General features: G+C 70.2%; 24 protein-coding genes. 5 read left to right on the forward strand and 19 right to left on the reverse strand.

Annotated features, from left to right (window positions below):
* Positions 1-44: 44 nt before the first annotated feature.
* The 8 genes from FB453_RS02540 to FB453_RS02575 form a co-directional block, all read right to left on the reverse strand.
* A complete protein-coding gene (locus FB453_RS02540; protein WP_145787206.1) occupies positions 45-890 on the reverse strand; it encodes a hypothetical protein in 846 nt (281 codons plus the stop codon).
* 270 nt (positions 891-1,160) lie between these two features.
* A complete protein-coding gene (locus FB453_RS02545) occupies positions 1,161-1,919 on the reverse strand; it encodes a G5 domain-containing protein (RefSeq protein ID WP_486480158.1) in 759 nt (252 codons plus the stop codon).
* Positions 1,920-2,188: 269 nt separating this feature from the next.
* The gene (locus tag FB453_RS02550) at positions 2,189-3,370 is read right to left on the reverse strand and encodes a saccharopine dehydrogenase family protein (RefSeq protein ID WP_112731256.1); all 1,182 of its coding nucleotides are present in this window, start codon (positions 3,368-3,370) and stop codon (positions 2,189-2,191) included.
* Positions 3,370-4,836, reverse strand: a complete 1,467-nt coding sequence (locus FB453_RS02555) for an FAD-dependent oxidoreductase (protein WP_145787210.1) — start codon at positions 4,834-4,836, stop codon at positions 3,370-3,372. Before FB453_RS02555 ends, FB453_RS02550 begins: the two co-directional genes overlap by 1 nt.
* A 37-nt stretch (positions 4,837-4,873) precedes the next feature.
* Positions 4,874-5,710, reverse strand: a complete 837-nt coding sequence (locus FB453_RS02560; protein WP_186718014.1) for an ABC transporter permease — start codon at positions 5,708-5,710, stop codon at positions 4,874-4,876.
* 55 nt (positions 5,711-5,765) lie between these two features.
* Complete coding sequence (locus FB453_RS02565) at positions 5,766-6,674, reverse strand: ABC transporter permease (RefSeq protein ID WP_091394093.1); 909 nt, start codon at positions 6,672-6,674, stop codon at positions 5,766-5,768.
* Positions 6,671-7,822 (reverse strand): ABC transporter ATP-binding protein, encoded by a 1,152-nt coding sequence (locus tag FB453_RS02570; RefSeq protein WP_145787213.1) that lies wholly within the window; start codon positions 7,820-7,822, stop codon positions 6,671-6,673. Before FB453_RS02570 ends, FB453_RS02565 begins: the two co-directional genes overlap by 4 nt.
* 5 nt (positions 7,823-7,827) lie before the next feature.
* Entirely contained in the window at positions 7,828-9,012 is a 1,185-nt protein-coding gene (locus FB453_RS02575) for a polyamine ABC transporter substrate-binding protein (protein ID WP_091394098.1), read from the reverse strand.
* A 214-nt stretch (positions 9,013-9,226) separates the two neighbouring features.
* On the opposite strand from FB453_RS02575, the gene FB453_RS02580 reads away from it, so the two are divergent.
* Positions 9,227-9,739, forward strand: a complete 513-nt coding sequence (locus FB453_RS02580; RefSeq protein ID WP_091394101.1) for an Lrp/AsnC family transcriptional regulator — start codon at positions 9,227-9,229, stop codon at positions 9,737-9,739.
* Positions 9,740-9,830: 91 nt separating this feature from the next.
* On the opposite strand, the gene FB453_RS02585 is transcribed toward FB453_RS02580, so the two are convergent.
* Both FB453_RS02585 and FB453_RS02590 read right to left on the reverse strand, forming a co-directional pair.
* Positions 9,831-10,019: a DUF397 domain-containing protein gene (locus FB453_RS02585; RefSeq protein WP_145787838.1), complete on the reverse strand. Its 189-nt coding sequence runs from the start codon at positions 10,017-10,019 to the stop codon at positions 9,831-9,833.
* Positions 10,016-10,786, reverse strand: coding sequence for a Scr1 family TA system antitoxin-like transcriptional regulator (locus tag FB453_RS02590; protein ID WP_145787215.1), 771 nt, complete (start codon positions 10,784-10,786; stop codon positions 10,016-10,018). The genes FB453_RS02585 and FB453_RS02590 overlap by 4 nt, the downstream gene beginning before the upstream one ends.
* Before the next feature lie 806 nt (positions 10,787-11,592).
* On the opposite strand from FB453_RS02590, the gene FB453_RS02595 reads away from it, so the two are divergent.
* Positions 11,593-12,939 carry an aspartate aminotransferase family protein gene (locus tag FB453_RS02595; protein ID WP_145787217.1) on the forward strand — a complete coding sequence of 449 codons (1,347 nt, stop codon included), beginning with the start codon at positions 11,593-11,595 and terminating at the stop codon, positions 12,937-12,939.
* 139 nt (positions 12,940-13,078) lie between these two features.
* On the opposite strand, the gene FB453_RS02600 is transcribed toward FB453_RS02595, so the two are convergent.
* Positions 13,079-13,447, reverse strand: a complete 369-nt coding sequence (locus tag FB453_RS02600; protein WP_091394110.1) for a DUF3499 domain-containing protein — start codon at positions 13,445-13,447, stop codon at positions 13,079-13,081.
* 153 nt (positions 13,448-13,600) lie between these two features.
* Between FB453_RS02600 and FB453_RS02605 the strand changes: the two genes are divergently transcribed.
* Positions 13,601-14,050 carry a metallopeptidase family protein gene (locus FB453_RS02605; RefSeq protein ID WP_091394113.1) on the forward strand — a complete coding sequence of 150 codons (450 nt, stop codon included), beginning with the start codon at positions 13,601-13,603 and terminating at the stop codon, positions 14,048-14,050.
* A 117-nt stretch (positions 14,051-14,167) separates the two neighbouring features.
* Here FB453_RS02605 and FB453_RS02610 read toward each other — a convergent pair whose 3' ends face one another.
* The 6 genes from FB453_RS02610 to FB453_RS02635 form a co-directional block, all read right to left on the reverse strand.
* Entirely contained in the window at positions 14,168-14,425 is a 258-nt protein-coding gene (locus tag FB453_RS02610; protein WP_007455784.1) for a WhiB family transcriptional regulator, read from the reverse strand.
* 458 nt (positions 14,426-14,883) lie between these two features.
* On the reverse strand, positions 14,884-15,213 hold the full coding sequence (locus tag FB453_RS02615) for a phospholipase (protein WP_112601889.1): 330 nt from the start codon (positions 15,211-15,213) through the stop codon (positions 14,884-14,886).
* Between the two features lie 18 nt (positions 15,214-15,231).
* Positions 15,232-16,626 (reverse strand): DUF4331 domain-containing protein, encoded by a 1,395-nt coding sequence (locus FB453_RS02620; protein ID WP_145787219.1) that lies wholly within the window; start codon positions 16,624-16,626, stop codon positions 15,232-15,234.
* A gap of 51 nt (positions 16,627-16,677) precedes the next feature.
* On the reverse strand, positions 16,678-16,956 hold the full coding sequence (locus FB453_RS02625; protein ID WP_030486799.1) for a hypothetical protein: 279 nt from the start codon (positions 16,954-16,956) through the stop codon (positions 16,678-16,680).
* A gap of 162 nt (positions 16,957-17,118) precedes the next feature.
* Positions 17,119-19,662: a bifunctional FO biosynthesis protein CofGH gene (locus tag FB453_RS02630; RefSeq protein ID WP_145787221.1), complete on the reverse strand. Its 2,544-nt coding sequence runs from the start codon at positions 19,660-19,662 to the stop codon at positions 17,119-17,121.
* A 201-nt stretch (positions 19,663-19,863) separates the two neighbouring features.
* Positions 19,864-20,868 carry a hypothetical protein gene (locus FB453_RS02635; protein ID WP_145787223.1) on the reverse strand — a complete coding sequence of 335 codons (1,005 nt, stop codon included), beginning with the start codon at positions 20,866-20,868 and terminating at the stop codon, positions 19,864-19,866.
* Between the two features lie 98 nt (positions 20,869-20,966).
* Between FB453_RS02635 and cofD the strand changes: the two genes are divergently transcribed.
* Together cofD and FB453_RS02645 are read left to right on the forward strand one after the other, a co-directional pair.
* Positions 20,967-21,914: a 2-phospho-L-lactate transferase gene (cofD, locus tag FB453_RS02640; RefSeq protein ID WP_145787225.1), complete on the forward strand. Its 948-nt coding sequence runs from the start codon at positions 20,967-20,969 to the stop codon at positions 21,912-21,914.
* The gene (locus tag FB453_RS02645) at positions 21,911-22,996 is read left to right on the forward strand and encodes a coenzyme F420-0:L-glutamate ligase (protein ID WP_145787227.1); all 1,086 of its coding nucleotides are present in this window, start codon (positions 21,911-21,913) and stop codon (positions 22,994-22,996) included. Before cofD ends, FB453_RS02645 begins: the two co-directional genes overlap by 4 nt.
* A 36-nt stretch (positions 22,997-23,032) precedes the next feature.
* On the opposite strand, the gene FB453_RS02650 is transcribed toward FB453_RS02645, so the two are convergent.
* Together FB453_RS02650 and FB453_RS02655 are read right to left on the reverse strand one after the other, a co-directional pair.
* On the reverse strand, positions 23,033-24,025 hold the full coding sequence (locus tag FB453_RS02650; protein WP_145787229.1) for a winged helix-turn-helix domain-containing protein: 993 nt from the start codon (positions 24,023-24,025) through the stop codon (positions 23,033-23,035).
* Between the two features lie 278 nt (positions 24,026-24,303).
* Complete coding sequence (locus FB453_RS02655; RefSeq protein ID WP_145787231.1) at positions 24,304-25,350, reverse strand: glycoside hydrolase family 183 protein; 1,047 nt, start codon at positions 25,348-25,350, stop codon at positions 24,304-24,306.
* Between the last annotated feature and the right edge of the window lie 35 nt (positions 25,351-25,385).

The following is a 25,385-nucleotide window of genomic DNA, read 5'->3' on the forward strand; positions in this document are numbered from 1 at the left end:
GGGCAGGGCGGGGGCGGGTGGGTGAGGAGGGTGGGTGAGGTTGGTTAGGAGAGGGCGGCGCGGATGGTGGCTTTGATGTATTGGGGACGGCGGTAGAGGTCACGATCGGTGAAATAGCGCATCCGCCAACCTGCTCCATCCAGCCAGTTGACCCGCTCTCGGTCATGCCTGAGCCTGTCACGGTCCAGGTGCGACAGTCCGTCGTACTCGATACCGATCCGGCGTTCGCGGTTATCCAGATCGAGCCGGTAGACAGGTATGCCGTAACGGTCGGCCACCCATAGTTGCGGCTCCGGTGGAGGCAATCCCCCATCGATCAAAATCAGTCGCAACTGGCTCTCCTGTCGGCACTCCGCCCTGCCGTCCGCCAGCGGTATGAGTTGGCGGGCTTGGCGGACACCACGCAACGCATTGTGGGCTGCGACCTCGGCCAGCAGGTCATCCTGGGTGACCAAGCCCGACCGGAGCGCAGCATCGAGTACCGGGAGTGCGTCGAGTCGCCGAACGGCACGAGCCAGGTCGACTGCACAGCGAGCCGCCGGCACACAGGGCAGACCGTCGACGAAGACCGGGTGAGCGGGTAGAACCGTCCGGTGAACGACCACCCCGGGTAGACGCGGCTTCGGCACCTCGGCGGGCAGATGAACGTGGATCAGATCGTCACGCAGCACCGCGAAGCCGTGTCGGCGGGCGGCACTCTGCCTCGCCAACATCGCCCCGTCGGGCAGCCTGAGCATCAGTGCACGCAGTTCGTCATCGTCGCTGCAGGGTTGATCGGCGTAGACCCCTCTGCGTACGCGGTGCAGTTCCTCGCGGTCGAGGCGACTACGGATCCGACCAACGGTGAGCTGCCGCATGAGTGCGTCGGTACGCCACAACTGAGTAGCCATGGGAGCAGGCTGACCAACCCAGGACCCCAGAAAGGTCCCGCGACGCCGACCTGTGGAAAACACTCCCCCCTGTGGACAACTCCCAACCCCACCTCGTGCCGTGCTAGCGCCTCACGCCCCAGACTGTCCGCCCCGCGACCTCCATCCCGCGATCTTGCACTTCCTGTCGCCGATACGCCCTATATGCAGCGAAAGGTGAGCACAGAAAATGCAAGATCGCGGGGGCGGGGCGGGGCGGGCGGGACCGGGGGCGGGGACGGGGGGGCGGGGTTAGTCGCAGGCTATGCCGTCGCCGTCTCGGTCCAGGTCGTAGATGTCGTCGCCGATCACCCTGATCGGCCCGCTGACGTAGGCGGGACCGTTGCCACTGCCACCCGCGCAGTCGACGTCGCTGGCGATCGGGACGCAGCCGCTGTAGTTCGGGTCGCACTTTGACGACTGCGGCTTCTTGGTGCCGACGGCCACGACCTGGGTCACCGGTTGCTTCGTCACGGCGGATTTGACCAGCTTCTTGTTCGTCCGCACGCCGTCGGTGCTGGTCACCTCGTAGGTCAGGGTCCGGACGCCGTTCACGCCCTTGGTCCGGACGACCCGCTTGCCCTCGGCCAGTGACGAGTCCTTGACGGTCCGCTCGCCGTACCGGATGGTGGCCCGCTCCGTCACTGTCGTCACCTGCACCACTGGCACGACTGCCGCCGACGAGGGCGCAGTGGCGGGCACCGACGAGGGCGCGGCGATCGGCGACTCCTCCTGGGCCGGGACCTCTTCGGTCGGCTCGCCGGGTGCGGCCAGGATCGGCTGCTGCGGCTGCTCGGCGGCAGTGCCGCCGGTCTTGGTCGGTTCCGGTTCGCCGGTCAACGCGCCGACGATGGCGGTGCCGGTGCAGCAGAGCAGCAGGAGCGACAGCGTCACCGAGCCGAGGATCACGGCGACCTGGCCGGCGGGAGTGGCCCGGCGGAACCAGTTCGGTCGGGGCGTCTGGCCGAACGACGGCGGGTACGGCGGCCCCGGGTTCTGTGGTGGTTGCATCGTCACGGCGATGAGTGTCGTCGCAAACACAGTCTGCAATATCCCCCGTCGCGTTCGTCACCTGCGCCTTTCGCTTCCCGGAAAAGATCGGTGGGCGCGCTCGCGGGCGCCGAGTCGGCAGGTGCGGCACACCTCCAGGTCGGCACGGCAGGGCCGATCGTGCGGGTGTCAGCACCAACAAAAGCCGCAGATCACCACGCACCGAATCGACAAGGATCGGAGGCCAACGGCGACGACGGAACTGTCGCGATGCCGTCAGCGGGGCAGGCTCACCGCTCCTCCATCGCCCATGGTGACCCGTAACCGTTCAGCAGGTCGAGGAAGGGCATCGGGGGCAGCGCCTCGGGCCCGAGAACCCCGACACCGGCCCACGCACCGCTGGCGAGCAACTCCAACGCGACGACCGGGTTGACGGCGGTCTGCCAGACCACCGCCTGGTGCCCGTACTCCCGCATCGACCACTCGTTGTCGACCACGTGGTACAGGTACACCTCGCGGGGTTGCCCGTCCGGGCCGAGGCCGCGTACCCAGGTGCCGGCGCAGGTCTTGCCGCGCATCCGGGCACCGAGCGTGGCCGGGTCGGGCAGGCTCGCGGCCACCACGTCACGCGGGGAGACCTCGACGCCACGTACCCGCACCGGGGAGACCGCGTCCAGACCGAGCTTGTGCAGCGTCTTGAGCACCTCGATGAACTCGTCGCCGAGGCCGTACTTGAAGGTGACCCGCCGGGCCTTGACCCAGCGCGGGATGAGCAGCACCTCCTCGTGCTCGACGTTGACGCACTCGACCGGCCCGATCCCCTCCGGAAAGTGGAAGACCTCCGGCTCCGAGAACGGTTCGGTGGTGAACCAGCCCCGGTCCCTCTCCCAGATGACCGGCGGGTTGAGGCACTCCTCGATGGTGGTCCAGATGGAGAACGAGGGCGCGAAGTCGTACCCGTCGACGGTGAGGTTCGCCCCGTCCCGGACACCGATCTCGTCGATCTCACTGAACAGTTCGTCGGCGGCGTAACGGGCGAACACGTCGGAGAGGCCGGGCTCGACCCCGATGCCGCACAGCGCCAACCGACCGGCCGCCGACCAGGTGTCCGCCAGCGCGAACTGTTCGTCGCCGAGCCTCACGCCGGTCTCGACGTGCGACAGCGACATCGCCATGTCCAGGTAGTCCGCGCCGGCCGCGAACGCGCCCTCGAAGATCGGCATGACGAACCGCGGGTCCACGGCGTTGAGCACGTGCGTGATCCGGTGCTCCCGGCACAGCGCGGTGACCGCGTCGGCCGAGGCGGCGTCCACCTGGGCGGCGACGAACCGGTCACCGTGCCCGGCGACCGCTCGCTCGGCCCGAACGGGGTCGTGGTCGGCGACCACAATGGTCTCGAAGAAGGTCCGTCGGGCGGCGATGGCTACGGCGGCGGAGCCGACGCCACCGGCGCCGACGAGGAGGACACGCATCAGGAATCAAACCCCAAACCGAAACGATCGAGAGTACGGAGCCAGAGGTCGCGCCGACCCTCACGCGCGTCGGCGCGGGCCAGTGACCAGCGGGTGAGATTGATGCCGACCGCGCGGACGGGTTCCGGCGGGAACGGCAGTGGCTTGCGGCGAACCAGGTCGAGCCGGGTCAGCGGGGTGTTCCCGCCGTCGAGCAGGTCGAGCAGCACCCGGGCCCCGAAGCGGGTGGCCCCGACGCCGAGGCCGGTGTAGCCGGCCGCGTACGCCAGCCGACCGCCGTAGGCGGTGCCGAAGAACGGGCAGAACCGGGTGCAGGTGTCGATGACCCCGCCCCAGCGGTGGCTGAACCGCACGTCGGCGAGCTGCGGGAACGTGGTGAAGAAGTGGCGGGCGAGGGTGGTGAAGGTGGCCGGGCGTTGCTCCAACTCGGGCGCGACCCGATTGCCGTAGTGGTAGACGGCGTCGTAACCGCCGAAGAGGATCCGCCCGTCGGTGGTGATCCGGTAGTAGTGGAACTGGTTGGCGGTGTCGGCGAGCCCCTGCCGGTTGCGCCAACCGATGGCGTCACGCTGGGCCGGGGTGAGCGGCTCGGTCATCAGCACGTGGTCGTAGACCGGCACCAGGTACGCCCGCAGCCGACGCAGCAGCGGCGGGAACGCGTTGGTGGCCAGCACGACCCGGCGCGCCCGGATCGAGCCGGGCAGGCCGGCGGCCCGGGTGTCGGCTCGACCAGAATCGGCCGGCTGGGCGGTGGGATCGGTGCCCAGCGTGCTGGCGTGCACCGCGGCGTTGTCGGCGCGCAGGCCGGTGACCCGGGTGTGTTCGTGCACGCGTACGCCGAGGTCGAGGCAGGCGCGGCGCAGACCCCAAGCCAACTTCGCCGGGTCCACCATGGCCACCCGGTCGGCGTCGAACATCCCACCCAGGTACGTCGGTGAGTGCACCTCGGCGCGCACCTCGTCCCGGTCGAGCAGCCGCACTCGGTGGCCGTACCGGCGGGCCAGGTCCGCGTCGGCGGCCAGCCCGTCGAGTTGGTACGGCTCGACGGCGACGGCCAGCTCACCGGTGCGCTCGAAGTCGCAGTCGATGTCGAACGCCGCGACGGTGGCGGCGATGGCGTCCAGGTTGTCCCGGCCGAGGCGTTCCAGCTCGCCGACCTCGTCGGGGAACCGGTCGACGCCGTTGGCGAGGCCGTGGGTCAGCGTGGCGGCGCAGAACCCGCCGTTGCGCCCGGACGCGGCCCAACCGCAGGTCCCGGCGTCGACGAGCAGCACGTCCCGGTCCGGGTCCGCCTGCTTCGCCAACAGCGCGGCCCACAGTCCGCTGTAACCGCCGCCGATCACCAGCAGGTCGGCGGAGTGCCGACCGCTCAGTGGCGGTAGCGGGTCGGGGCGGTCCGGGCGATCGAGCCAGTACGGCACGGGTGCCGCGTCGGCCAACGCCCGGCCGGTATGCGGGAGCGTCATGAGGCCACACCGGTCGGAAGAACCGCATCCGGGAGGGTCATGACGACCGACGCAGGTGACCTGACGGCCCGGCCAGCAGGTTGGCGCGGCGGGCCCGTCGACCGCGCAGCGAACTGAGCCCCACGAGCAGCAGCGCGACAGCGAACATCGCGGTGCCGATCACGTTGACCTGCGGTGGGATGCCGCGCTGGGCAGCGCCCCAGACGTACATCGGGAACGTGACAGTGGTGCCGGCGTTGAAGTTGGTGATGATGAAGTCGTCGAAGCTCAGCGAGAAGGCCAGCAACGCGGCGGCCACGATGCCGGGCAGCACCAGCGGCAGGGTGATCCGCCGGAAGGTCTGCCACTCGTTGGCGTAGAGGTCCATGGCGGCCTCCTCCAGCCGTCGGTCCATCCCGGCGAGCCGCGCCTTCACTGTCACCACCACGAACGACACGCAGAACATCACGTGCGCGATCACGATGGTCCAGAAACCCTGCGGTACGCCCGCCGACACGAACAGGGCCAGCAACGATGTGCCCATCACCAGCTCCGGCGTGGCCATCGGCAGGAAGATCAGTACGTTGATCCCGGATCGGCCACGGAAGCGGTGCCGGACCAGCGCGAACGCCATCAGGGTGCCGAGCACTGTGGCGACCACTGTGGCGAGAAAGCCGATCTGCACGCTGCGGACCACCGCGTCGCACATGTCCGAGGTGGCACACGGCTGCCGCCAGTTGTCCAGTGTGAACTCGTTGAAGTCGTACGACAGTCGGCTCGACGGCCTGTTGAACGACAACGCGGCCACCACCAGGATCGGCAGCGCCAGGTAGCCGAGCACCAGCAACGCCACGATCATCACCCAGCGGTCCGCGAGCCAACGGGAAACCCTCATCAGAGCAGCCTTTCGTTCGCGACTGCGGGGCTCCGCTGCGCTGCACTCCTCGCGCTCACAGGACCTCCTCCGTGCCGGCTCGACGGAGGTAGCCGAAGACCACCGCGAGGATCGCCGCCATCAGCAGGAACGACAGCGCGGCGCCCTGCGGGTAGTCCAGTCGGACCAGGAACGCCGAGTCGATGACGTTGCCGATCATGTATTCGTTCGGGGTGCCGAGCAGTTCGGCGTTGATGTAGTCGCCGCTGGCCGGGATGAAGAACAGCAGCGTGCCGGCGACCAGACCGGGCATGGACAGCGGCAGCGTCACCCGACGGAACGCCTGCACCGGGCTCGCGTACAGGTCGGTGGCCGCCTCCAGCAACCGGGGATCCAGCCGCTCCAGGCTCGCGTACAGCGGCAGCACCAGGAACGGCAGGAAGTTGTACGTCAGGCCGAGCACCACAGCGAACGGGGTGGCCAGCAGCCGACCGTCCGGGGCGAGCAGGTGCACGTCGCGCAGCAGACCGACGAGCGCGCCGTTGTCCGACAGGATCGTCTTCCAGGCCAGCGTGCGGACCAGGAAGCTGGTGAACATCGGCGCGACGACGCAAACCAGCAGCAGGTTCTTCCAGCGGCCAGCCTTCTGCGCGATGGCGTACGCGAGTGGATAGCCCAGCAGCAACGCCAGCACCAGGGCCAGCCCGGCGTAGCCGAACGAGCGCAGGAACTGCGGCCAGTACGCCTGCAGCACGTCCGGGTAGTTGCTGACCGCCCAGGTCATCGCGTACCCGGTGGAGAGCGAGCCGCTGGGGTCGTACAGGCTGGCCGCCGCCAACTGCAGCAGCGGCACACCGAAGAAGATGAGCAGCCAGGCCGCACCGGGCAACAACAGGAGGTACGGCAGGAGTCGGCGTCGCCCGGACCGGGCTGCCGGTGGCGCGGGTGGTGGGTGCCCCGCCCTGGTGGGGGCCAGCAGGGTCACGACGACGCACCCACCGGCTCGTCGAGCACCGGCGACGTCCGGTCGGTGTCGGCGGCGTCGCGGGGCAGCAGGAACGCGTGCCGCGGATCCCAGTACGCCACGGCCTCGCTGCCGACCGCCACGGGCGTCGACGTCCCGCTGTTGGCGGCGAAGACCGACAACTCGGTGCCCCAGCCGGTGCGCAGCAGGTACTGCGTGCTGACTCCCACGTAGGAGGCGTCGGTGACGACTCCGGTGACGTGCTGATGCCCGGCGGGCACCTGGTCGGCGGAGCCGACCAGAATCAGCTTCTCGGGGCGTACCCCCAGGTGGACCGGGCCGTGGTCGGCCCGCGCCCGGCCGGCGGGCACCGAGAGGCGCGTGCCGTGCGCCGTCACCGCGACGTCGCCGCCACTGGCGCCGGTGGCCTCGCCGGCGAGCAGGTTCGACTGGCCGAGGAAGTTCGCCACGAAGGCGGTGGCGGGAAACTCGTAGATGTCGGCCGGGGCACCCAACTGCTCGATCCGGCCGGCGTTCATCACCGCGACGGTGTCGGCCATGGTCATGGCCTCCTCCTGGTCGTGGGTGACGTGCACGAAGGTGATGCCGACCTCGGTCTGAATGCGCTTCAGCTCGATCTGCATCTGTCGGCGCAGCTTGAGGTCGAGTGCGCCCAGTGGTTCGTCGAGCAGCAGCACCTGCGGCCTGTTGATCAGGGCGCGGGCCAGCGCTACCCGCTGCTGCTGACCGCCGGAGAGCTGGGCGGGGCGGCGGTTGCCGTACCCGTCGAGTTGCACCAGCGACAGCATCCTGGTGACCTCGTCGTCGACCGAGCGGATGCCGCGTCGGCGCAGCCCGAAGGCGACGTTCTCGAAGATGTTGAGGTGCGGGAAGAGCGCGTAGCTCTGGAAGACGGTGTTGACCGGCCGCTTGTACGGCCGCAGCCGGGCGATGTCCCGGTCACCGAGCAGCACCTGGCCGCTGGTCGGCTCCTCCAGGCCGGCGATCATCCGCAACGTGGTGGTCTTGCCGCAGCCGGACGCGCCGAGCAACGCGAAGAACGAGCCCTGCTCGATGGTCAGGCTCAGGTCGTCGACAGCTGTGAAGACGCCGAACCGTTTGGTGAGGTCGGCCAGGCGCAGGTCGCCGGCGGGTGTCTCGCGCGCCATCCTCGTCACGCCCCGATGACCTGTTGGAACTTGCCCTCGTACTCCTTCTCCTGCTTCTCGTCCAGGGCCATGAACACCTTGGACTTCGACAGCAGCGCGTCGTCGGGGAAGATCAGCGGGTTGGCGGCCAACTCGGGGTCGATCTTCTCCATCTCGGCCTGAGCGCCCTTGACCGGGCAGATGTAGTTGACGTACGCGGCCAGCTTCGCCGCGACCGCCGGCTCGTAGTAATAGTTGATCAGCGCTTCGGCGTTGCCCTTGTGGGTGGCCTTGTTGGGGACCATCATGTTGTCGCTGTAGAGCATCACGCCCGAGTCCGGCGCGACGAACCGCACCTTCTCGTCCTCACCGGACAGTTGGATGACGTCGCCGGACCAACCGATGCACGCGGCGATGTCGCCCTTGGCCAGGTCGGGCGCGTAGTCGTTACCGGTGAACTTGCGGATCTGCCCGGAGTCGACGGCCTTCTTGAGCTTGTTGAGGGCGTCGTCGAACTGGGCGGCGGTGAAGTTCGCCGGGTCGTGCCCGTTCGACCCGAGCAGCAGGCCCATGGTGTCGCGCATCTCGCTGAGCGCTGTCACCTTGCCCTTGAGGTCGGGGCGGGTGAGCAGTTCGTCGACCGTCCGCAGTTCCTTGGTGACGTTGCCGTTGTAGGCAAGGCCAGCGAGGCCGGACTGCCACGGAATGGAGATCCGGTTCTCGGCGTCGAAGGGGCGGTTGAGCAACGATGGAAGCAGGTTGGCCTGCACGTTCGGGATCTTCGCCGGGTCCAGCTTCTGGATCCAGCCGAGCCGGATCATCCGGGCGGCCATCCAGTCGGTCAGCACGATGATGTCCCGGTCGGTGCTCTGGCAGGCGGCGAGCTGGTTCTGCACCTTGCCGAAGAATTCGTTGTTGTCGTTGATGTCCTCGGTGTAGGTCACCTGAATGCCGGTCTTCGTGATGAACTCGTCGAGGCTCGGCCGCTTGGACTCGTCCTTCTCGTCGACGTCCATGTACTGCGGCCAGTTGGCGAAGGCCAGTTTCTTCTCGGTGCCGGAGAGGTCCTCGCTGACGCAGCCAGCTTCGGTCTGTTGCGCGCCCTTGGTGCCGCAGCCCGCGAGGCTGCCACCCATGGTGAGCAGGGCGGCCGAACCGAGAGTGCCGGTGAGCAGTCCACGCCGGGAGAGGGGCCGGAGGGGAGTACGCATGACGACTCCTAGGGGGTCATCGTCGGCGGGCGGGACGGGGAGGCACGCCGGCGGGAATGTCGGGAGGGTCAAGTGCCATGGACGACTGATCCTGACATGAGGTGACCTCCCTTACAAGGGATTCCGTTGCCGGAATAGCGATGCACGACGAAATACGCCAGACTACGCGGTGATACACGCGCGACATCACGATTCGGGACATGGGGAGCGGGCAATGACAAACCGGCAGCACGAGAACAGCAATGGCGGTCGACGCGTCGCTGTCCGTGACGGTGCCAATCACGCTCTGCTGGATGACGTGGCCAAGCAGATCATTGAGCAGCTCCAGGAGGACGGCCGCCGCCCGTACGCGACGATCGGCAAGGCGGTGGGGCTGTCCGAGGCGGCGGTCCGCCAGCGGGTGCAGCGGCTGCTCGACTCCGGCGTGATGCAGATCGTGGCGGTGACCGATCCGCTCCAGCTCGGCTTCAACCGGCAGGCGATGATCGGCCTGCGTACCGACGGCGACCTGGAAGCGGTAGCCGACCGGCTGGCCGAGTTGGACGAGGTCGACTACGTGGTGATCACCGCCGGGTCGTTCGACCTGCTCACCGAGGTGGTCTGCCGCAACGACGACCACCTGCTGGAGATCCTGCAACGGCTGCGGGCGGTGCCCGGGGTGCTCTCCACCGAGGCGTTCGTCTATCTCAAGCTGCGCAAGCAGACCTACACCTGGGGCACGGCCTGAGGTCGGTGATCGGCTGTTGATCGACTCGGCTTTCCGGAAGTCGGGGTGTCCGGGCCGCCCTGATGCCCCGGTTTCCGTGATCCCGAGTGGATCAGCGGTGCGTTGTGTGGACCTCTTGAACGAACGACGCCCAGGCGGTCGGCGCGAAGGTCAGGGTGCCTCCGTCGCGGTCCTTGCTGTCGCGCACCAGCACCCGGCCGGGCAGGTTGTCGGCCACCTCAACGCAGTCGCCACCGTTGTTGCTGCTGCGGGTCGCGGTGTGCCAGCGGGCGTCGGTCATGTCCATGTCGTGGCCACTTCCCTGATCAGCTCGATCGACCGGCGTTGGGGGAACGCCTCGCCGGTGACGCTCTCCCACCTGCGTCCCAGGCTAGCGACGTCGAGGGGATCGGTCACGACCTGACCGCGGAGCTGGTTGTCGAGATACGCCAATTCGGTCCCGTCGGGCAGCCGGCCCAGCACGAAGGGGCCGGCCAGCCCGGTGTGCCACGGGCTCTCGGCCGGGATGACCCTGACCTGCACGTGCTCCCACTCGGCCACTCTCGCGAGGTGGGCCAACTGGCCGGCCATCACGGCGCGGTCGCCGACCGGCCGGCGCAGCACCACCTCGTCGATCACCGCCACGAGCTGCGGTGGAACATCGCGGCACAGGACCGCCTGCCGTTCGAGGCGGCCCGCCACGATCTGGTCCACCTCGGACGGTGCGACCAGCCCACCGGTGCCCAGGATCGCCCGGGCGTACCCCTCGGTCTGGAGCAGACCCGGCACGAGCAGCGGCTGGTAGGACCGGAGTGACGTGGCGTCCTGTTCCAGCTCGGCCCACGGCCGGAACCACGGCAGGTCACGACGGCGGAACGGCTCCGGCCAGAGATCGGCCGCGTCCCGGCGCAGAACCTCGGCCACCGCCACCCGGGTACGCGGATGCGGGATGCGCCCCGAAGCGAGCCACCGCGCCGCCGTCTTCGGGTCGACGCCAACCTTCTCGGCCAACGACTCGACCGTCTCCCCCGCCTCGGCCATCGCCACCCGCAACGCCTCGTTCGCCATCCGACCTCCCGCCGCTCCTCCGTGCCGTGGCGGACGATCCGGGATCGTTCGCCCAGCAGGCGCGCTGCGACGCCGCTCGATGCACGTTGCGGCGGACGATAGCCACGCTGTGTGTCCACGTCTGCGACCTACCGGCGTGTTGCGGTGGGACGTGTTGGCGCGCAACCAGGACGCCCCCTGACCGTCCCCGAAGTGCCCCACCAGCGTCCCAAGACCCGCGCCGCCCCGACCCCGGACCGCCCTCCCCGGTCCCCGGTCCGCGCCTCCCGACCCCGGACCGCCCTCCCCGGTCTCCGGCCCGCGCGTCCCGCCCCCGCGCTTGATCCACTCGACTTCACCGAAGTCGCGGTATCCACCACGCCCGGACACCGCGATTTCAGCGAACTGGAGTGGATCGAGCCGGCGGGCGATGGAGGCGCTACCACCGGACGGGCCCTTTGGAGCTGATGTCGCAAACGATTCGGCGCACAGCAGAATCCGGCGACGAGCCGGTCTGCCCCGGGCCGACGACAAGGCGCGGATCCGGGAAGGCTCGTGGCGCGGCCCCACAGGGCAGCCGTGATGCCGCAAACGATTCAGCTCCAAAGGCAGTCACCAGCACACCTCCGACTCCTGCCGACCGCCGCTCAAGCGGCCAACAGCGGTGCGGATTCCGTTGCATCTGTGACACCTCTGCGCTAAATCCGTCGCCGACAGACCGTGATACCGCCGATAACACTTGCTTCGAAGGTTGAAACTGTGCGATAACCGTTGGCAGAGCGGCCGGCCTCACCCCTTTGACCGGCCCGACGACCGATGGGGCTGACATGGCCAACGCCACCGACCACCTCTGGATGCACTTCACCCGGATGGCGAGCTACTCCGCCGGTGAGGTGCCGACCATCGTGCGCGGCGAGGGAGCGTACGTGTGGGACGCGCAGGGTCGCCGCTACCTGGACGGCCTCGCCGGGCTCTTCGTGGTCAACGCCGGCCACGGCCGCACCGAGCTGGCCGAGGCCGCCGCCAAGCAGGCCGGCGAGCTTGCCTACTTCCCGCTCTGGTCGTACGCGCACCCGAAGGCCATCGAGCTGGCCGAGAGGATCGCCGCGCTCACCCCCGGCGACCTCAACCGGATCTTCTTCACCACCGGCGGCTCCGAGGCCGTCGAGGCGGCGTGGAAGCTGGCCCGCGCGTACTTCAAGCGCACCGGAAAGCCCAACAAGTACAAGGTGATCAGCCGGTACATCGCCTACCACGGCACCTCCATGGGCGCCCTGTCGATCACCGGCCTGCCCGGCATCAAGAGCGACTTCGAGCCACTGGTGCCGGGCGCGATCAAGGTGCCGAACACGAACTTCTACCGGGCACCCGAGCACGGCGACGACCCCGAGGCGTTCGGCCGCTGGGCCGCCGACGAGATCGGTCGGGCCATCGAGCGCGAGGGGCCGGACACGGTCGCTGCGGTCTTCCTGGAGCCCGTGCAGAACTCCGGCGGGTGCTTCCCCCCGCCGCCCGGCTACTTCGAGCGGGTACGGGAGATCTGCGACACGTACGACGTGCTGCTCGTCTCGGACGAGGTGATCTGCTCGTGGGGGCGGTTGGGCGAGTACTTCGGCGCGGTGCGCTACGGCTACCAGCCGGACATCATCACCACCGCCAAGGGCATCACCTCCGGCTACGCCCCACTCGGCGCGATGATCGCCAGCGACCGGCTGATGGAGCCGTTCCTCACCGAGACCGGCATGTTCGCCCACGGAGTGACCTTCGGTGGCCACCCGGTCTCCTGCGCGGTGGCCCTGGCCAACCTGGAGGTGTTCGCCCGCGAGGACCTGGTCGGGCACGTACGCGCCAACGAGAACGCCTTCCGGGCCACCCTGGAGAAGCTGTACGACCTGCCGATCGTCGGCGACGTCCGCGGCGACGGCTACTTCTACGGCATTGAACTGGTCAAGGACAAGACCACCCGGGAGACCTTCACCGAGGCCGAGTCGGAGCGTCTGCTGCGGGGCTTCCTCTCGACCGCCCTGTTCCAGGCGGGCCTCTACTGCCGGGCCGACGACCGGGGCGACCCGGTCATCCAACTGGCCCCACCCCTGATCGCCGAGCAGCAACACTTCGACGAGATCGAGCAGATCCTCCGCACAGTCCTAACCGAGGCCTGGACCAAGCTCTAACCCCACGAACCTCACCACCCACCGCTGTTGATCAAGAGGTTTGCGTCAAAAACGCGCTGGCCGATGACCGAAACCTCTTGATCAACCCCGGGGAGGGGGCGGGCCAGGGCGGGACGGGGGCCGGGCGCCGGGTGCGGGGTTAGTGGTTGGGGGGGATTACTCGGAGGTGGCCTCGGCGGCCGGTCTGGTGGGGGTTCTCGGGACGGTTCTGGTCCGGCTCCGGGGGGCGGGGGGCCGGGCGGGCGGCTTCGCGGACGGCTTCGGCCAGCGCGACCAGGTCGTCAGTGGTGGGCGGCGGCGGCTCGAACTCGCCCTCGTGCCGGACGACGTCCCAGCCCCGCGGCGCGGTCAGGCTGCGGGCGTGCGGCTCGCACAGGTCGTACGTGTGCGGCTCGGCGAACGCCGCCAGCGGCCCCACCACCGCTGTCGACTCGTTGTAGACATAGGTCAATGTGGCGACCGCTTGCCGGGGGCAGCCGTTACGGGAGCAGCGCCGTGGTGACCTCACGTGCGGCAGGGTATCTCCATTACCGGGTCCGGCGCATCGCTTCGCGTTGCGACACGCCCGTCATGGTGATCACAGTCGACCGTCGTGGGCGCGCCGCGCCACGGGAGCGGCGCTGCCGCTGACCAGCCCGAGACGGGCGCTACCCTTTGCCTCATGACGAGCCCGGAACACCGCCGCCCCGGCTCTGGCCGGCGTGTGCATCGTGACCGGCACGGGCGCGGCCTGCGCGGACGGCTGGTTCCGGCCACCGTGCCGCTGGCGCGGACCAAGGCCGAGGTCTTCGACGACCTGGTCCTGGACACCGTCGAGACGCTGGAGCGTCGGTTCGCCAAGGAGCTGGCCGGAGTCGAGTTCGCGGTCGAGGACGTCCCGCCGGACCTGAACGTCTACGACTCCGATGTGCTGGAGGACGGCGAGGTCCCGCTGGCCCGGCTGCTGCCCGGCCGCCCGGGCCGGCAGGAGGTGCCGCCGCGGATCGTGCTGTACCGGCGGCCCCTGGAGTTCCGGGCGATGGACCGTGAGGACCTCGCCGATCTCGTCCACGACGTGATCATCGAACAGGTGGCGAACCTTCTCGGGGTGGACCCGGACGAGCTCGCCTGAGCCAACCCCCGAGCCGGGGAGTCGGGCGGCCCCCACCGCCTCGACCTCACACCGCTCAGGCAGCCCCAGCCCAGACCTGCACCGCTCAGGCGGCCCACCGCACCGGTCTCACACCGATCAGGCGGCCCGCCGCTTCAACTTGCGCCGCTCCCGCTCGGAGAGCCCACCCCAGATGCCGAACCGCTCGTCGTGACCCAGTGCGTATTCGAGGCACTCGGTCTTGACCTCGCAACGCGAGCAGATCCGCTTCGCCTCGCGGGTCGAGCCGCCCTTCTCGGGAAAGAACGCCTCGGGGTCGGTCTGCGAGCACAACGCCCGCTCCTGCCACTCCGGCGCGTTTCCGAGCAGGTCGGCCACCTCAAGCTGGCCGTCCATCAAATGCCTCCTTGTCGCGCACCGGCGTCATCGCCGCTGCAACCCCCCACGCGAAAGGCGTGCTTGTCCGTCCGGTCCCGTTTTGTTGCGTTCCGTGCGAACAACCCCATTCAAATTACACGCGTGTAATGCGTGCGCCGTCAAGCCAAACTTGATAATGGAGTCGCCCTCCCGACACCCCCGGTCGGCCACTCGGGCCGTCCAGCCTCGCAACCTGCCCTATCGATTCAGACCCCGGCCGAGTAACGCCCTCTCCGGCGAGTTGCCCGACTTTTCTGCCGTGGCGCTTCTCCGACGAGTCGTCGAACGGACGGCACCAGAGACCTCCACCCCTAAGCTGATCTTGGTGGGGGACAGGTTAACGCGGTGCGGCGCAGACCGCCCGTCGAGCTGCGGACAGCACTCGCGCCCCGTCCACAGTGTGGACGGGGCGCGGTGGTGAAACCGATGCGGCGAGGTCAGCCGGCGGCCCCAAAACCGCTGCTGGGCCAGGCAAACTCGGCTATCTCTCCACCATGGACAGAAATCGTGCCGGCGGGCGTACGCTCGTCCCACCAGACGGTATAAATTCCGCTCGGCAGATCGGGGTAGACCGCACTGTGGAACGAGCCGTCCCGCACCCGACGCTCACGCACCGCCGAGTGGACCCGCCGTTCGTCGTCGCGACTGATCTCAATCTCCCGGCCGTGCAGATCCCGACCCGTGTAGATGATCAGGGCACCGGTGTCGCCGCCCAGATCGAGGACGACGGTCCCGGTCTCCGACGGCCCGTACGCGTGCTCGTGCATCCGCTCGCCCCCGCCCGATCAGGACGCCGCCGGCGGGTTGTTGAACCCGTCGTACGGCGTACCCAGGTAGGGGAAGTTTCCGAGGAACGGCGCGGTCACGTCGGCGGCGCTCAGCCCCGGGGTGACCGCGGCGGCCGCCGCGTCCGGTTGGAACGTCTTGTCCACCAGCGGGACGGTGACCCCGGCGATGGCCCGCAACGCGATGCTGACCACGTCGTCGCCCACCCGCCGCCCGTTCGGGAACCCGGCCAGGTCGCCACCGAGCACCCCGAACCGGTCCGGACGCCTGGTCGGCGGGATCGCCGTGTTCAGTCGCAGCATGTCGGCCTGCACCTCACCAGTGGTGTTGGTGAAGCCGTCGATCAGCCCGGCCGGCACCCCGGTGAGCAGGATGGCCACCAGGTCGGCTCGGGCCTTCTTCGCCTTGGTGAGCTTGTCCAGGTTGGGGAAGACATCCGGGTAGAGCGCCGGCAGCAACGCGGCCAGCTCGGGCTGCTCGACGAACTGGGCGAACCGCTTGTCCTCCGACGGCGGCAGCGAGTTCCACAGGTCCTTCTTGGACATCGGCACGATGACCTCGTTGAACAGTGGATTGCCCAACCGCGAGACCTGGGTGAACGGGCCGGTGCTGGTGTCCGCCCCTCCCCGGTCGCCGAGCACCCGCACCTGCCGGCGCGACGCCGACGTCCACACCCCGATCACCGACGCCCGATCGGCGGCACCGTACCGGTTGGCACGCCGACGCACCCGCTCCAGCGGCACCTGCACCGCGATGCTGTGCACGTTCATCCGGTCGGTGGCGTTGACCGGTTCCCCCTCGGCCTTGAAGACCTTCTTCCCGGCCACGTGCAGTTGCTGGAACGGCCGCAGCGTACCGAGGTCGAAGATCGCCCCGAGGTCCACGAAGAACCCGTCGGCGCGCTGCCCGGCGAAGACCCGCTCCCCGGTGGAGAGCGAGTAGGTGGCCTGCCGCACCAGGTCGGCGTACTTCGGGGTGGACAGCGGGCCGACGTTGCACGGCGGACACTGCAGCTTGTGCGCCAGCCGGTGCTCGCGGCCGTCCGCCACCCGGGTCAGGCTGTAGAACTGCCGCCGGTTCCAGTTCTTGCTGTCCAGCGAATCGATCGGACCGGTGTTGTAGAGAAAACTGTTCGGGTTGGTGATCTCGGTGGTGAATTCGAACCGGTAGGTGACATCCGGACGACCGTCGCCGTCGTTGTCGATATGGATCTCGTAGCGCACGTCGTCGCCGAACTCGAAGAAGTTCGGTCCCCCGGAGGGGAGCTGCAACGGCACATAGTTGGCGATCAACGTGACCGTGTCGCGTTTGTCGGGGCTGACGAACGCGTACAGGTCGGAGCTGTCGGCGACCGGATCCTTGGCTATCTCCGGGGCCTCGCGGTGGGAAGACATGACGGACCAACTTCACTGGGCGGGGACAGGATGGCGGGGCGGAGGGTCGGTTCAGCGCCGGGCGGCGCGCCGCAGCCGGTCCGCCAGGCCACGGTCGCGTACCTCGATGCGCGTCTCACCGACGAAGACGTCCATCGTTCCGGAGGCGGCGTCACGCAGGTGCACGACGATCGGTTCGTCGGCTCGTCCGGCCGCGCCGGGGGCGTTCTGCGCGGCCGACAGGCCCGGCACGGTGAGCGCGGCGGCGCCGAGGGTGGCGCTGGCCGCGGCGGTCAACGTCTGCCTGCGAGTCAGTCGCGGCCACTGCCGCTTCCGCTGATCACTGGTCATGGGCAACCTTTCCGGCGGTGGCGCGAGCGCGCCCGCGGAGACGGACGGGTCCGGTGCCGTCTCGCGACGCCGCCGGGCCCCTGAGGGGACACCGGCGGCGGTCCTCGCCGCGACCGCCACCGGCATCGCGTGGTACGGCCGGTGGCGGGGAAAGGTTCGACGTCAGGGCCGAGCGTGACCGTACGCAGTCGACCGCTTGCGCGCCGGACGGCCGGCAGCCTTCGCGATGGCCCGCAACTGCTCCTCGGTACGCGCCGAACCGTTGTCGGAGCCGGCCATCCGGGAGATGGTCTCCTCCATCAGCGTGCCGCCGAGGTCGTTGCAGCCGCCCTGAAGCATCGCGACAGTGCCCTCGTCACCGAGCTTCACCCAGGAGCACTGAATGTTGTCGATCCGGCCGTGCAGCAGCAGCCGGGACATGGCGTGCACCACCCGGTTCTCCCGCCAGGTCGGGCCGGGTCGGGCGATACCCGCCAGATAGATCGGAGCATTCGTGTGCACGAACGGCAGCGCCACGAACTCGGTGAACCCGCCGGTTCGGTCCTGCACCCCGGCCAGCACCCGGAAGTGCGCCAGCCACTGCCCGGGGTGGTCGACGTGGCCGTACATCATCGTGGAGCTGGAGCGGATGCCCAGCTCGTGGGCGGTGCTGACCACCTCGACCCAGGCGGCGGCCGGGAGTTTGCCCTTGGTCAGCACCCAACGCACGTCGTCGTCGAGGATCTCCGCGGCGGTGCCCGGGATGGTGTCAAGCCCGGCCTCGCGCAGCTGGAGCAGCCACTCACGGACCGGCACCCCGGCCTTCGCGGCGGCGGTGACGATCTCCATGGGCGAGAACGCGTGCACGTGCATCTCGGGCACCCGGGCCTTGATCGCGCGCACGATGTCGGCGTACCCGGTGACCGGCATCTTCGGGTCGATGCCGCCCTGGAGGCACACCTCGCTGGCGCCGAGGGCCCATGCCTGCTCGGCCCGGTCCGCGACCTGGTCGACGGAGAGCCGGTACGCGTCGGCGTCCCGCTCACGCTGCGCGAACGCGCAGAAGCGGCAGCCCACGTAGCAGACGTTGCTGAAGTTGATGTTGCGGTTGACCACGTAGGTGACGTCGTCGCCGACCGCCGAGCGGCGCACGTCGTCGGCGAGGCGGCACAGCTCGTCGAGCGCCGGCCCGTCCGCGCCGAACAGCGCCAGCGCGGCATCGGTGTGCCCGGGGTCGAGCAGCGCCGCCGGGTCGTCTGCGGCGAGCCGCAGGCCGGCCGCCAGGTCACGGTCCGCACCACTTCCGGCCGGTGCCACGGGTACGCCCTCCCGGCGGGCGGTCGCCTCCGGGGTGACCTTGCCAGCGACCTCGGACCAGTCGCCGTAGACGCTGTCGAAGTCGCCGCGCCGGTCGTCGGTGCGGCCGGTGGTGTCGATGGTGGCGTGCAGGTCGACCCGCCCGCCGAACACCTCCTCCGGCTCCTGCCACGGTCGTCCCTGCGGCATCGCCGACTCGACCGCCATGCCCGTCGACGGATCGGCCAGAGCACCGACGTGCGGCAGCAGCCGTGGGTCGAGCCACGGGTCACCAGCGCGCACGTACTCGGGGTAGATCGTCAACCGCTCCCGCAACGTGAACCCGGCCAGCTCGGTGTGCCGGGCCAGCTCATCGATCTGCGGCCAGGGACGTTCCGGGTTGACGTGGTCGGGGGTGAGCGGGGAGACGCCACCCCAGTCGTCGATGCCGGCGCGCAGCAGCAGGTCGTACTCGCCGGCGATAAGGTTCGGCGGGGCCTGGATCCGGGCCTTCGGGCCGAGCAGCAGCCGGGCCACCGCCACCGTGGCGGCCAGGTCGTGCAGCTCCGCATCGGGCATGCCGCGCATCGCCGTGTCCGGCTTGGCGCGGAAGTTCTGCACGATCACCTCCTGGAGGTGCCCGTACTCCCGGTGAGCGCGGCGGATCGCGAAGAGCGCGTCCACCCGCTCGGCCGGGGTCTCCCCGATGCCGATCAGGATGCCGGTGGTGAACGGCACCCCGACCCGCCCCGCGTCCTCGAGCACCCGCAACCGGACCGCCGGCTCCTTGTCCGGTGAGCCGAAGTGCGGGCCACCCGGCTCGGACCAGAGCCGGGTCGCTGTCGTCTCCAGCATCATGCCCATGCTCGGCGCGACCGGCTTGAGCCGTTGCAGCTCCGACCAGGACAGCACGCCGGGGTTGAGGTGCGGCAGCAGGCCGGTCTCCTCCAGCACGGCCACCGCGCAGGCGCGCAGGTAGTCAAGGGTCGAGTCGTAACCGCGTTCGTCCAACCAGGTCCGGGCCGCCGGCCAGCGCTCCTCCGGCCGGTCACCCAGGGTGAACAGCGCCTCCTTGCAGCCCTGCGCGGCACCGGCCCGGGCGATCGCGAGGACCTCGTCGCGGTCCAGGAACGGCGCCGGCAGCCGGTGCGGCACTGTCGCGAAGGTGCAGTAGTGGCAGCGGTCCCGGCAGAGCCGGGTCAGCGGAATGAAGACCTTCTTGGAGTACGTGACCACACCCGGCCGCCCGGCGTCCCGCAGCCCCGCGTCGCGGATCCCCCCGGCGAGCCGGAGCAGCTCGTCGAGCGCGTCGCCACGAGCGGACAGCAGCGCGGTCGCCTCGTCGACATCCAGAGCCCGCCCGTTCGCGGCCCGGCCCAGGGCCCGCCGCACGCTCGCATCGCTCGGGCCGGAGTGGGTGCGATCAACCATCCACTCACCCTATGCGCAGCCCGAGCCTGTCCCGCCACGCCCAGCCCCACCGTGGGAAAGCGCACCACCCGGCCTCCCCCGGCCGTCCACCCGGTTGATCATGAAGTTATCGCCACGACACGCCGTGTGATCGGGCAACAACTTCATGATCGACGAGGCCGACGAGGGTGATGGAGGTGACGGGGGCGGACAGGTTGGGGCTCAGCGGGGCTGGTCGGGGTGGTCGTTGGGCCTGATGTGTTGGGTGCGGTCGGTGTCCGGGTCGGCGGGGTGGGAGATGACCTCGGTCGGGTCGGCGGACTGGCGCGGAATCGCCTGAGTGGGGTCGGCCGACGGCGGCTGCCCGAACGGCGGCGGCGCGGCCGGAGACGGCGGCGCCGACTGGGGAGCGGGGTTCGCCGGCGGCGCGGACTGCGGTGCCTGGAACGGCGGGGCCGACTGCGGGTGCGGCGGCGCGGACTGCGGGACCGGCGGGGCCGACTGCGGGGCCTGGAACGGCGGTGACTGTTGGCCGTACTGGCCGGCCTGCGGGTAACCACCCGGCTGGCCCGCCTGCGGGTAACCACCCGGCTGACCGGCCTGCGGGTATCCGCCGGGCTGGCCGGGAGCGGGCCATCCGCCCTGCGGCTGGCCGCCGGGCTGACCCGGGGCCGGCCAACCGCCCTGCTGCTGCGGCCAGCCCGGCTGGGGCTGGCCGTAGACGCCCGGCTGCGGCTTGGGTCGCGGCACGTAGTAGTGGGCGCGCCAGATTGTGTAGACCACCCAGGCGGCGATCGCGAAGATCACCATCCAGGCGAACCGAGTGAGCACACCGAGCAGCGCGTCGAGCACCTCAGCCTCGGCCAGCCGGCCCACCGTCCAGATCAGCATGGTCAGCGTGCCGAACAGGGCGCTGACCGCGTACTCGATGACAGCTGCCTGCGTGATCAGCTTCGCCTTCGCCAACACCGGCGAGATGTGCGTGGCCAGCAGCACCGCCAGCAGTGGGAGGCCCACCGCCTCCACCCCGACGAACGCGTAGAAGGCGCTGCCCGCGCGGTCGGTGAAGGAGCTGTAGTCGTTCGGGGCGATGAGCCGGAGGAGGCCCACGAAGAGGAACACGGCGTTGGCGCCAAGCAGCGCGAGCGCGGCGAGCTCCCGTAGCGGCTTGGTCAGCTGGCGGGCCTGCGTCGCGTCGGCGGACGCGGGCTCGGCGGGGCTGGTCACGAGCTCCCCCTCGGGGCATCAACGGACAGGGCGCACGTGAGCCTAGTCTCTGGGACCACCGACGGATCGGAGGCGTCACGTGCGCGAGGATGGTCGACATGCGCATCGTGGTTCTGGCCGGCGGCATCGGCGGCGCCCGGTTCCTGCTCGGGGTCCGGGCGTACGCCCGTGACGTCGGCGCGGAGGTGACCGCCGTGGTCAACGTCGGCGACGACCTGTGGTTACACGGGTTGAAGATCTGCCCCGACCTGGACAGCGTCATGTACACCCTCGGCGGGGGCGCCGACCCGGAACGGGGCTGGGGTCGGGTCGGCGAGAGCTGGACTGTCAAACAGGAGTTGGCCGCGTACGGGGCGGAGCCGAGCTGGTTCGGCCTCGGCGACAAGGACATCGCCACCCACCTGGTCCGCAGCACCATGCTCAACGGCGGTTACCCGTTGAGCGCGGTCACCGAGGCGCTGGCCAGCCGCTGGGAGCCGGGCGTACGCCTGTTGCCTGCGACGGACGACCGCCTGGAGACCCATGCCGTGGTGGAGGACGACCAGGGTCAGCGGGCGATCCACTTCCAGGAGTGGTGGGTGCGGTACCGCGCCGACATCCTCACGCACCGTTTCGTGTTCGTCGGCGCGGAGACGGCGAAGCCGGCCCCCGGGGTGCTGGACGCGATCGCCTCGGCCGACCTGGTGCTGATCGCGCCGAGCAACCCGGTGGTGAGCGTCGCGCCGGTGCTGGCCGTACCCGGGATGCGTGCGGCGGTGGCGGACGGCCCGGCGCCGGTGGTGGGTGTCTCCCCGATCATCGGCGGCGCGCCGGTGCGGGGAATGGCCGACCGTTGCCTGGCCGTGCTCGGTGTGGAGTGCAGCGCGGCGGGGGTGGGTCGGCTCTACGGCGGCCGGGCGAGCGGTGGCCTGCTCGACGGTTGGCTGGTGGCCGAGGAGGACGCGGGCACTGTGGTGCCCGAGGTGACGGTCCGCGCGGTGCCGCTGCGGATGACCGACGAGGCGGCGACGGCGGCCATGATCCGCGCCGCGGTGGAGTTGACGTGAGGCTGGAGATTCTGCCGGTGCTCGGCATCGGCCACGTGACCGAAGGTGACGACCTTGCCGCGATGATCGCGACCGCCGCGCCGTGGCTGCGCAACGGCGACGTGCTGGTGGTGACCAGCAAGATCGTTTCCAAGGCGGAGGGGCGGCTCGTCGACGTGCCGGCGGACGGACCGGAACGGCTGGCCGCCCGGGACGAGGTCCTGGCCGGTGAGACCGCCCGGGTGGTCGCCAGCCGTGGGGCGACCCGGATCGTGCAGACCCACCACGGCTTCGTCATGGCCTCGGCCGGGATCGACGCGTCGAACGTGGACAAGACCCAACTGGTGCTGCTGCCGGTCGACCCGGACGCCTCGGCGCGGGCTCTGCGGGACGCGCTGCGGGAGCGCTACGACCTGGACCTGGCCGTGATCATCAGCGACACGATGGGCCGGCCCTGGCGCAACGGGCTCACCGACGTGGCGCTCGGGGTGGCCGGAATGCCGGCGATCCGCGACCACCGGGGCGAGGTCGACCCGTACGGCAATGAGTTGCAGTTGACCCAGATGGCCGTGGTGGACGAGCTGGCCGGTGCCGGCGAACTGATCAAGGGCAAGTGCGATCAGGTGCCCGTCGCGGTGGTGCGGGGCTACCTGCCCGCCACCAACCCGGACGATGCCGGTGGCGCGCGGGCGCTGATCCGCGACGCGGCACAGGACCTGTTCTCGCTCGGTACCGCCGAGGCCCGCACCGCCGGGCTCTCCGACGCCGCCACCCTGACCGACGGTCCCGGCCCGACACCGGCAGACCTGACCGCGGTGCGACGGGCGATCGACGCGGTCGCCGGGGTGGTTGCCCCCGGCACGGTCTTCACAGTGGTCGACGAGGCCGAGGTACGCGCCGGCCTGGTCGCTGAGATGCCCGGGTGGCCGGACGGCGCCGACCTGCTGCTCGGCTCGGCCCCGACGCCGGTCGAGCCGATGGGTCTGGTCCGCTTCGGCGCCGACCTGCACCGACTGCGTGTCGCCCTGGCCGCCCAGGGCGTCGGGTCGACCCTGTTGCCGCCACCGCCCGGCAGCCCGGCGAGCGCCGCTCTCGCCCTGTAGCGCGGTCCTCAGCTGTAGTGCCGGCGAACGGCCGGGTCACGCGTCCAGCATGGCCCGGCCCAGCGGGGTCAACGTGTGCAGCACGCTGTTGCGTTCGCGGTGGCTGACCAGCAGACCAGCTTTGCGCAGCACAGTGGCGTGCTGGCTCGCCGCCGCCGGTGAGATGTTGAGCTGGCGGGCGACCTCGCCGGTGGTGCAGCCCTCGTCGGTGGCCTGCAACACCGCCGCCCTGGTGCGACCCAGCAGCGCGGCGAGTGATTCGCGCGCGGCACCGGACGCGGCGTTGGCGTCGGCGGAGACCAGCGCCCCCAGCCGGTCCACCGGGTAGACCAGCACCGGTGGCAGCGCCGGATCGAGCAGTGCGACAGGGGTGGCCGCGCAGAAGAACGACGGCACCAGCAGCAGCCCGCGGCCGTCCAGGTGCAGCTCCCGGCTGTGCGGGTAGCTGCGGACCTCCAGCACCCCGCTCTCCCAGCGCATCGCTGGCCGGAGGCTGGTGAGCAGGCCCTCGACGCCGCCGTCGAGCAGCGCCCGCGCCCGCCGCGTGCGGTCCGCCGCGACCGCGGCCTGGATCCGGCTCCAGTACGGGCTGATCGCCAGCGACCGGTACTGCTCCATCGACTCGGCCAGGTGGTGCAGTGCCGACACCTCACCCCGAGCGAGCGCGGCCGCCGAGGAGGGCAGCTGATTCTCGGCGGCCAGCACGCTCAGGTCCCGGTGCAGCAATTCGGTGGGGGTACGGCGGAGCGCGTCCAGCCCGGCCTCGAAGCCCTCGACGCTGGCGTACGGGGTGAGGAAGTCGGGGAAGTAGCCACGCGGCGGGTTCAACGCGAAGAGCAGGCGGAGCTGCTCGGAGGCGGAGTCCTGGCGCAGATCCCGGGCCACGCTGCGCCGCCAGTTGGCCGTCAGCGGATCGCGGGTGCGGCCGCGCAGCACGTGCAGGCTGAGGACCAGCTCCCAGACCGGGTCCGCCGCCGGCGCCACCCGGGTCCGGAGGATGTCCTCCCCAGAAAAGTGGATCTTCAGCATGGAGCGCTCCTGTGTCGCCGGCAGGGGGATGCCGGATGACCGTTCGACTCTACCTGGCCGGCAGTAATCTCCATCTTTAAGCCTGGACTGAAAAACCTCGACGCCTCCGGGGCCGGTTCGGCATGCTTCCCATGCCCGAACACGGCACCGCGCGTCAGTGACGCCCGTGCTGCCGGGGCACCGGGACCGGGGAGGCCCCGGTGATCGGACGGCACCACGAGGGTCTGCGGCCCTTGCTCCGCAGAGGTGCCGTCCGGTCATCCCGCTCCCGCGCCGGCTCAGCCGACCCAGAGCGCGACCCGATGGTCCTCGTCCGTGGCGTAGAACGACAGTCCGTCCAGCTCCGCCACCCCCTCGACGTTGTGGAACGGGGCCAGGTCCGCCACCTGCTCCCCCACCAGCCGCCGCCCGTCGCCCTCCCCGCCACCGGCAAGCCGGAAGCGGACGTGCCGGGACATGACCTCACCCCCACCGGGATGGTCGTCGAGCAGGACCGACCCCTTGCCCAGCGCGTCGATCGAGCCGATCACGGCCGCGTACCCGCCGTCCACAGTCGGGGTGATCGCGCGGAAGCCGGTCAGCTGCCCCGGCGGGGTGACCCCGGTCAACACGTACGCGCCCAACGCCCGCGGCCACGCCCGCTCGGCGGTGAACATGCCCGGCACACCGGCCACCTCGACCAGGATCGGCTCACCGGCGTCGGTGACCGGAAAACGCAGCCCGAGCAGCACCGTCCCGGCCGGGGTGAACGCCGCCGCCTCCACGTTCAACGGCAGGTCGTCCGGGGCCAACCGGCTCACCCAGCTCTTCTCCCGGACGGTCCCCCGGGCCAGCGTCTCCACGATGAAGCGTTCCCGCACCCGCTCCCCGGGCGGCAGGAGGGTCAACGGCGACGCGGCGAGAGCATCGTTCACCGCCCGGTGCAGTCGAAACGAGTTGCGCACCACGTGCACCGGCACCGGCCCGGCCGTCGCGTCGTCCTCGCGGAAGCGGGCCACGAAGGCGCGCCGAGGTCGCAGCGGGCCAGTCTTCGAGCCGAAGTGGGAGCCGAAGACGTACACCCAGCCGTCGTGGTGGGCGAGCGCCTCACCGTCCTCGGTTCGCCCGTTCTCCACACCGGCATCCGCCAGCACGTGCAGGGCCGTCCACTCCCCGTCGTCGCGCTCCAGCAGCAGCGCGAGGCAACGCTCCACCGGCCCCTCGTCCAGCACCGTCCAGAAGCCTCGCCGGGCACCGTACGCGCGCAGCAGCGCCGCCGACCGCACCGGCAACAGATCGCTGGCCTCGTTACCGGCCACCACGAATTCGACGAGTCGCAGGGTCACCGAGCCAGCGTACGGAGCACACGCTCGTACAGTGG

This window comes from Micromonospora sp. CNZ322, assembly GCF_007827755.1.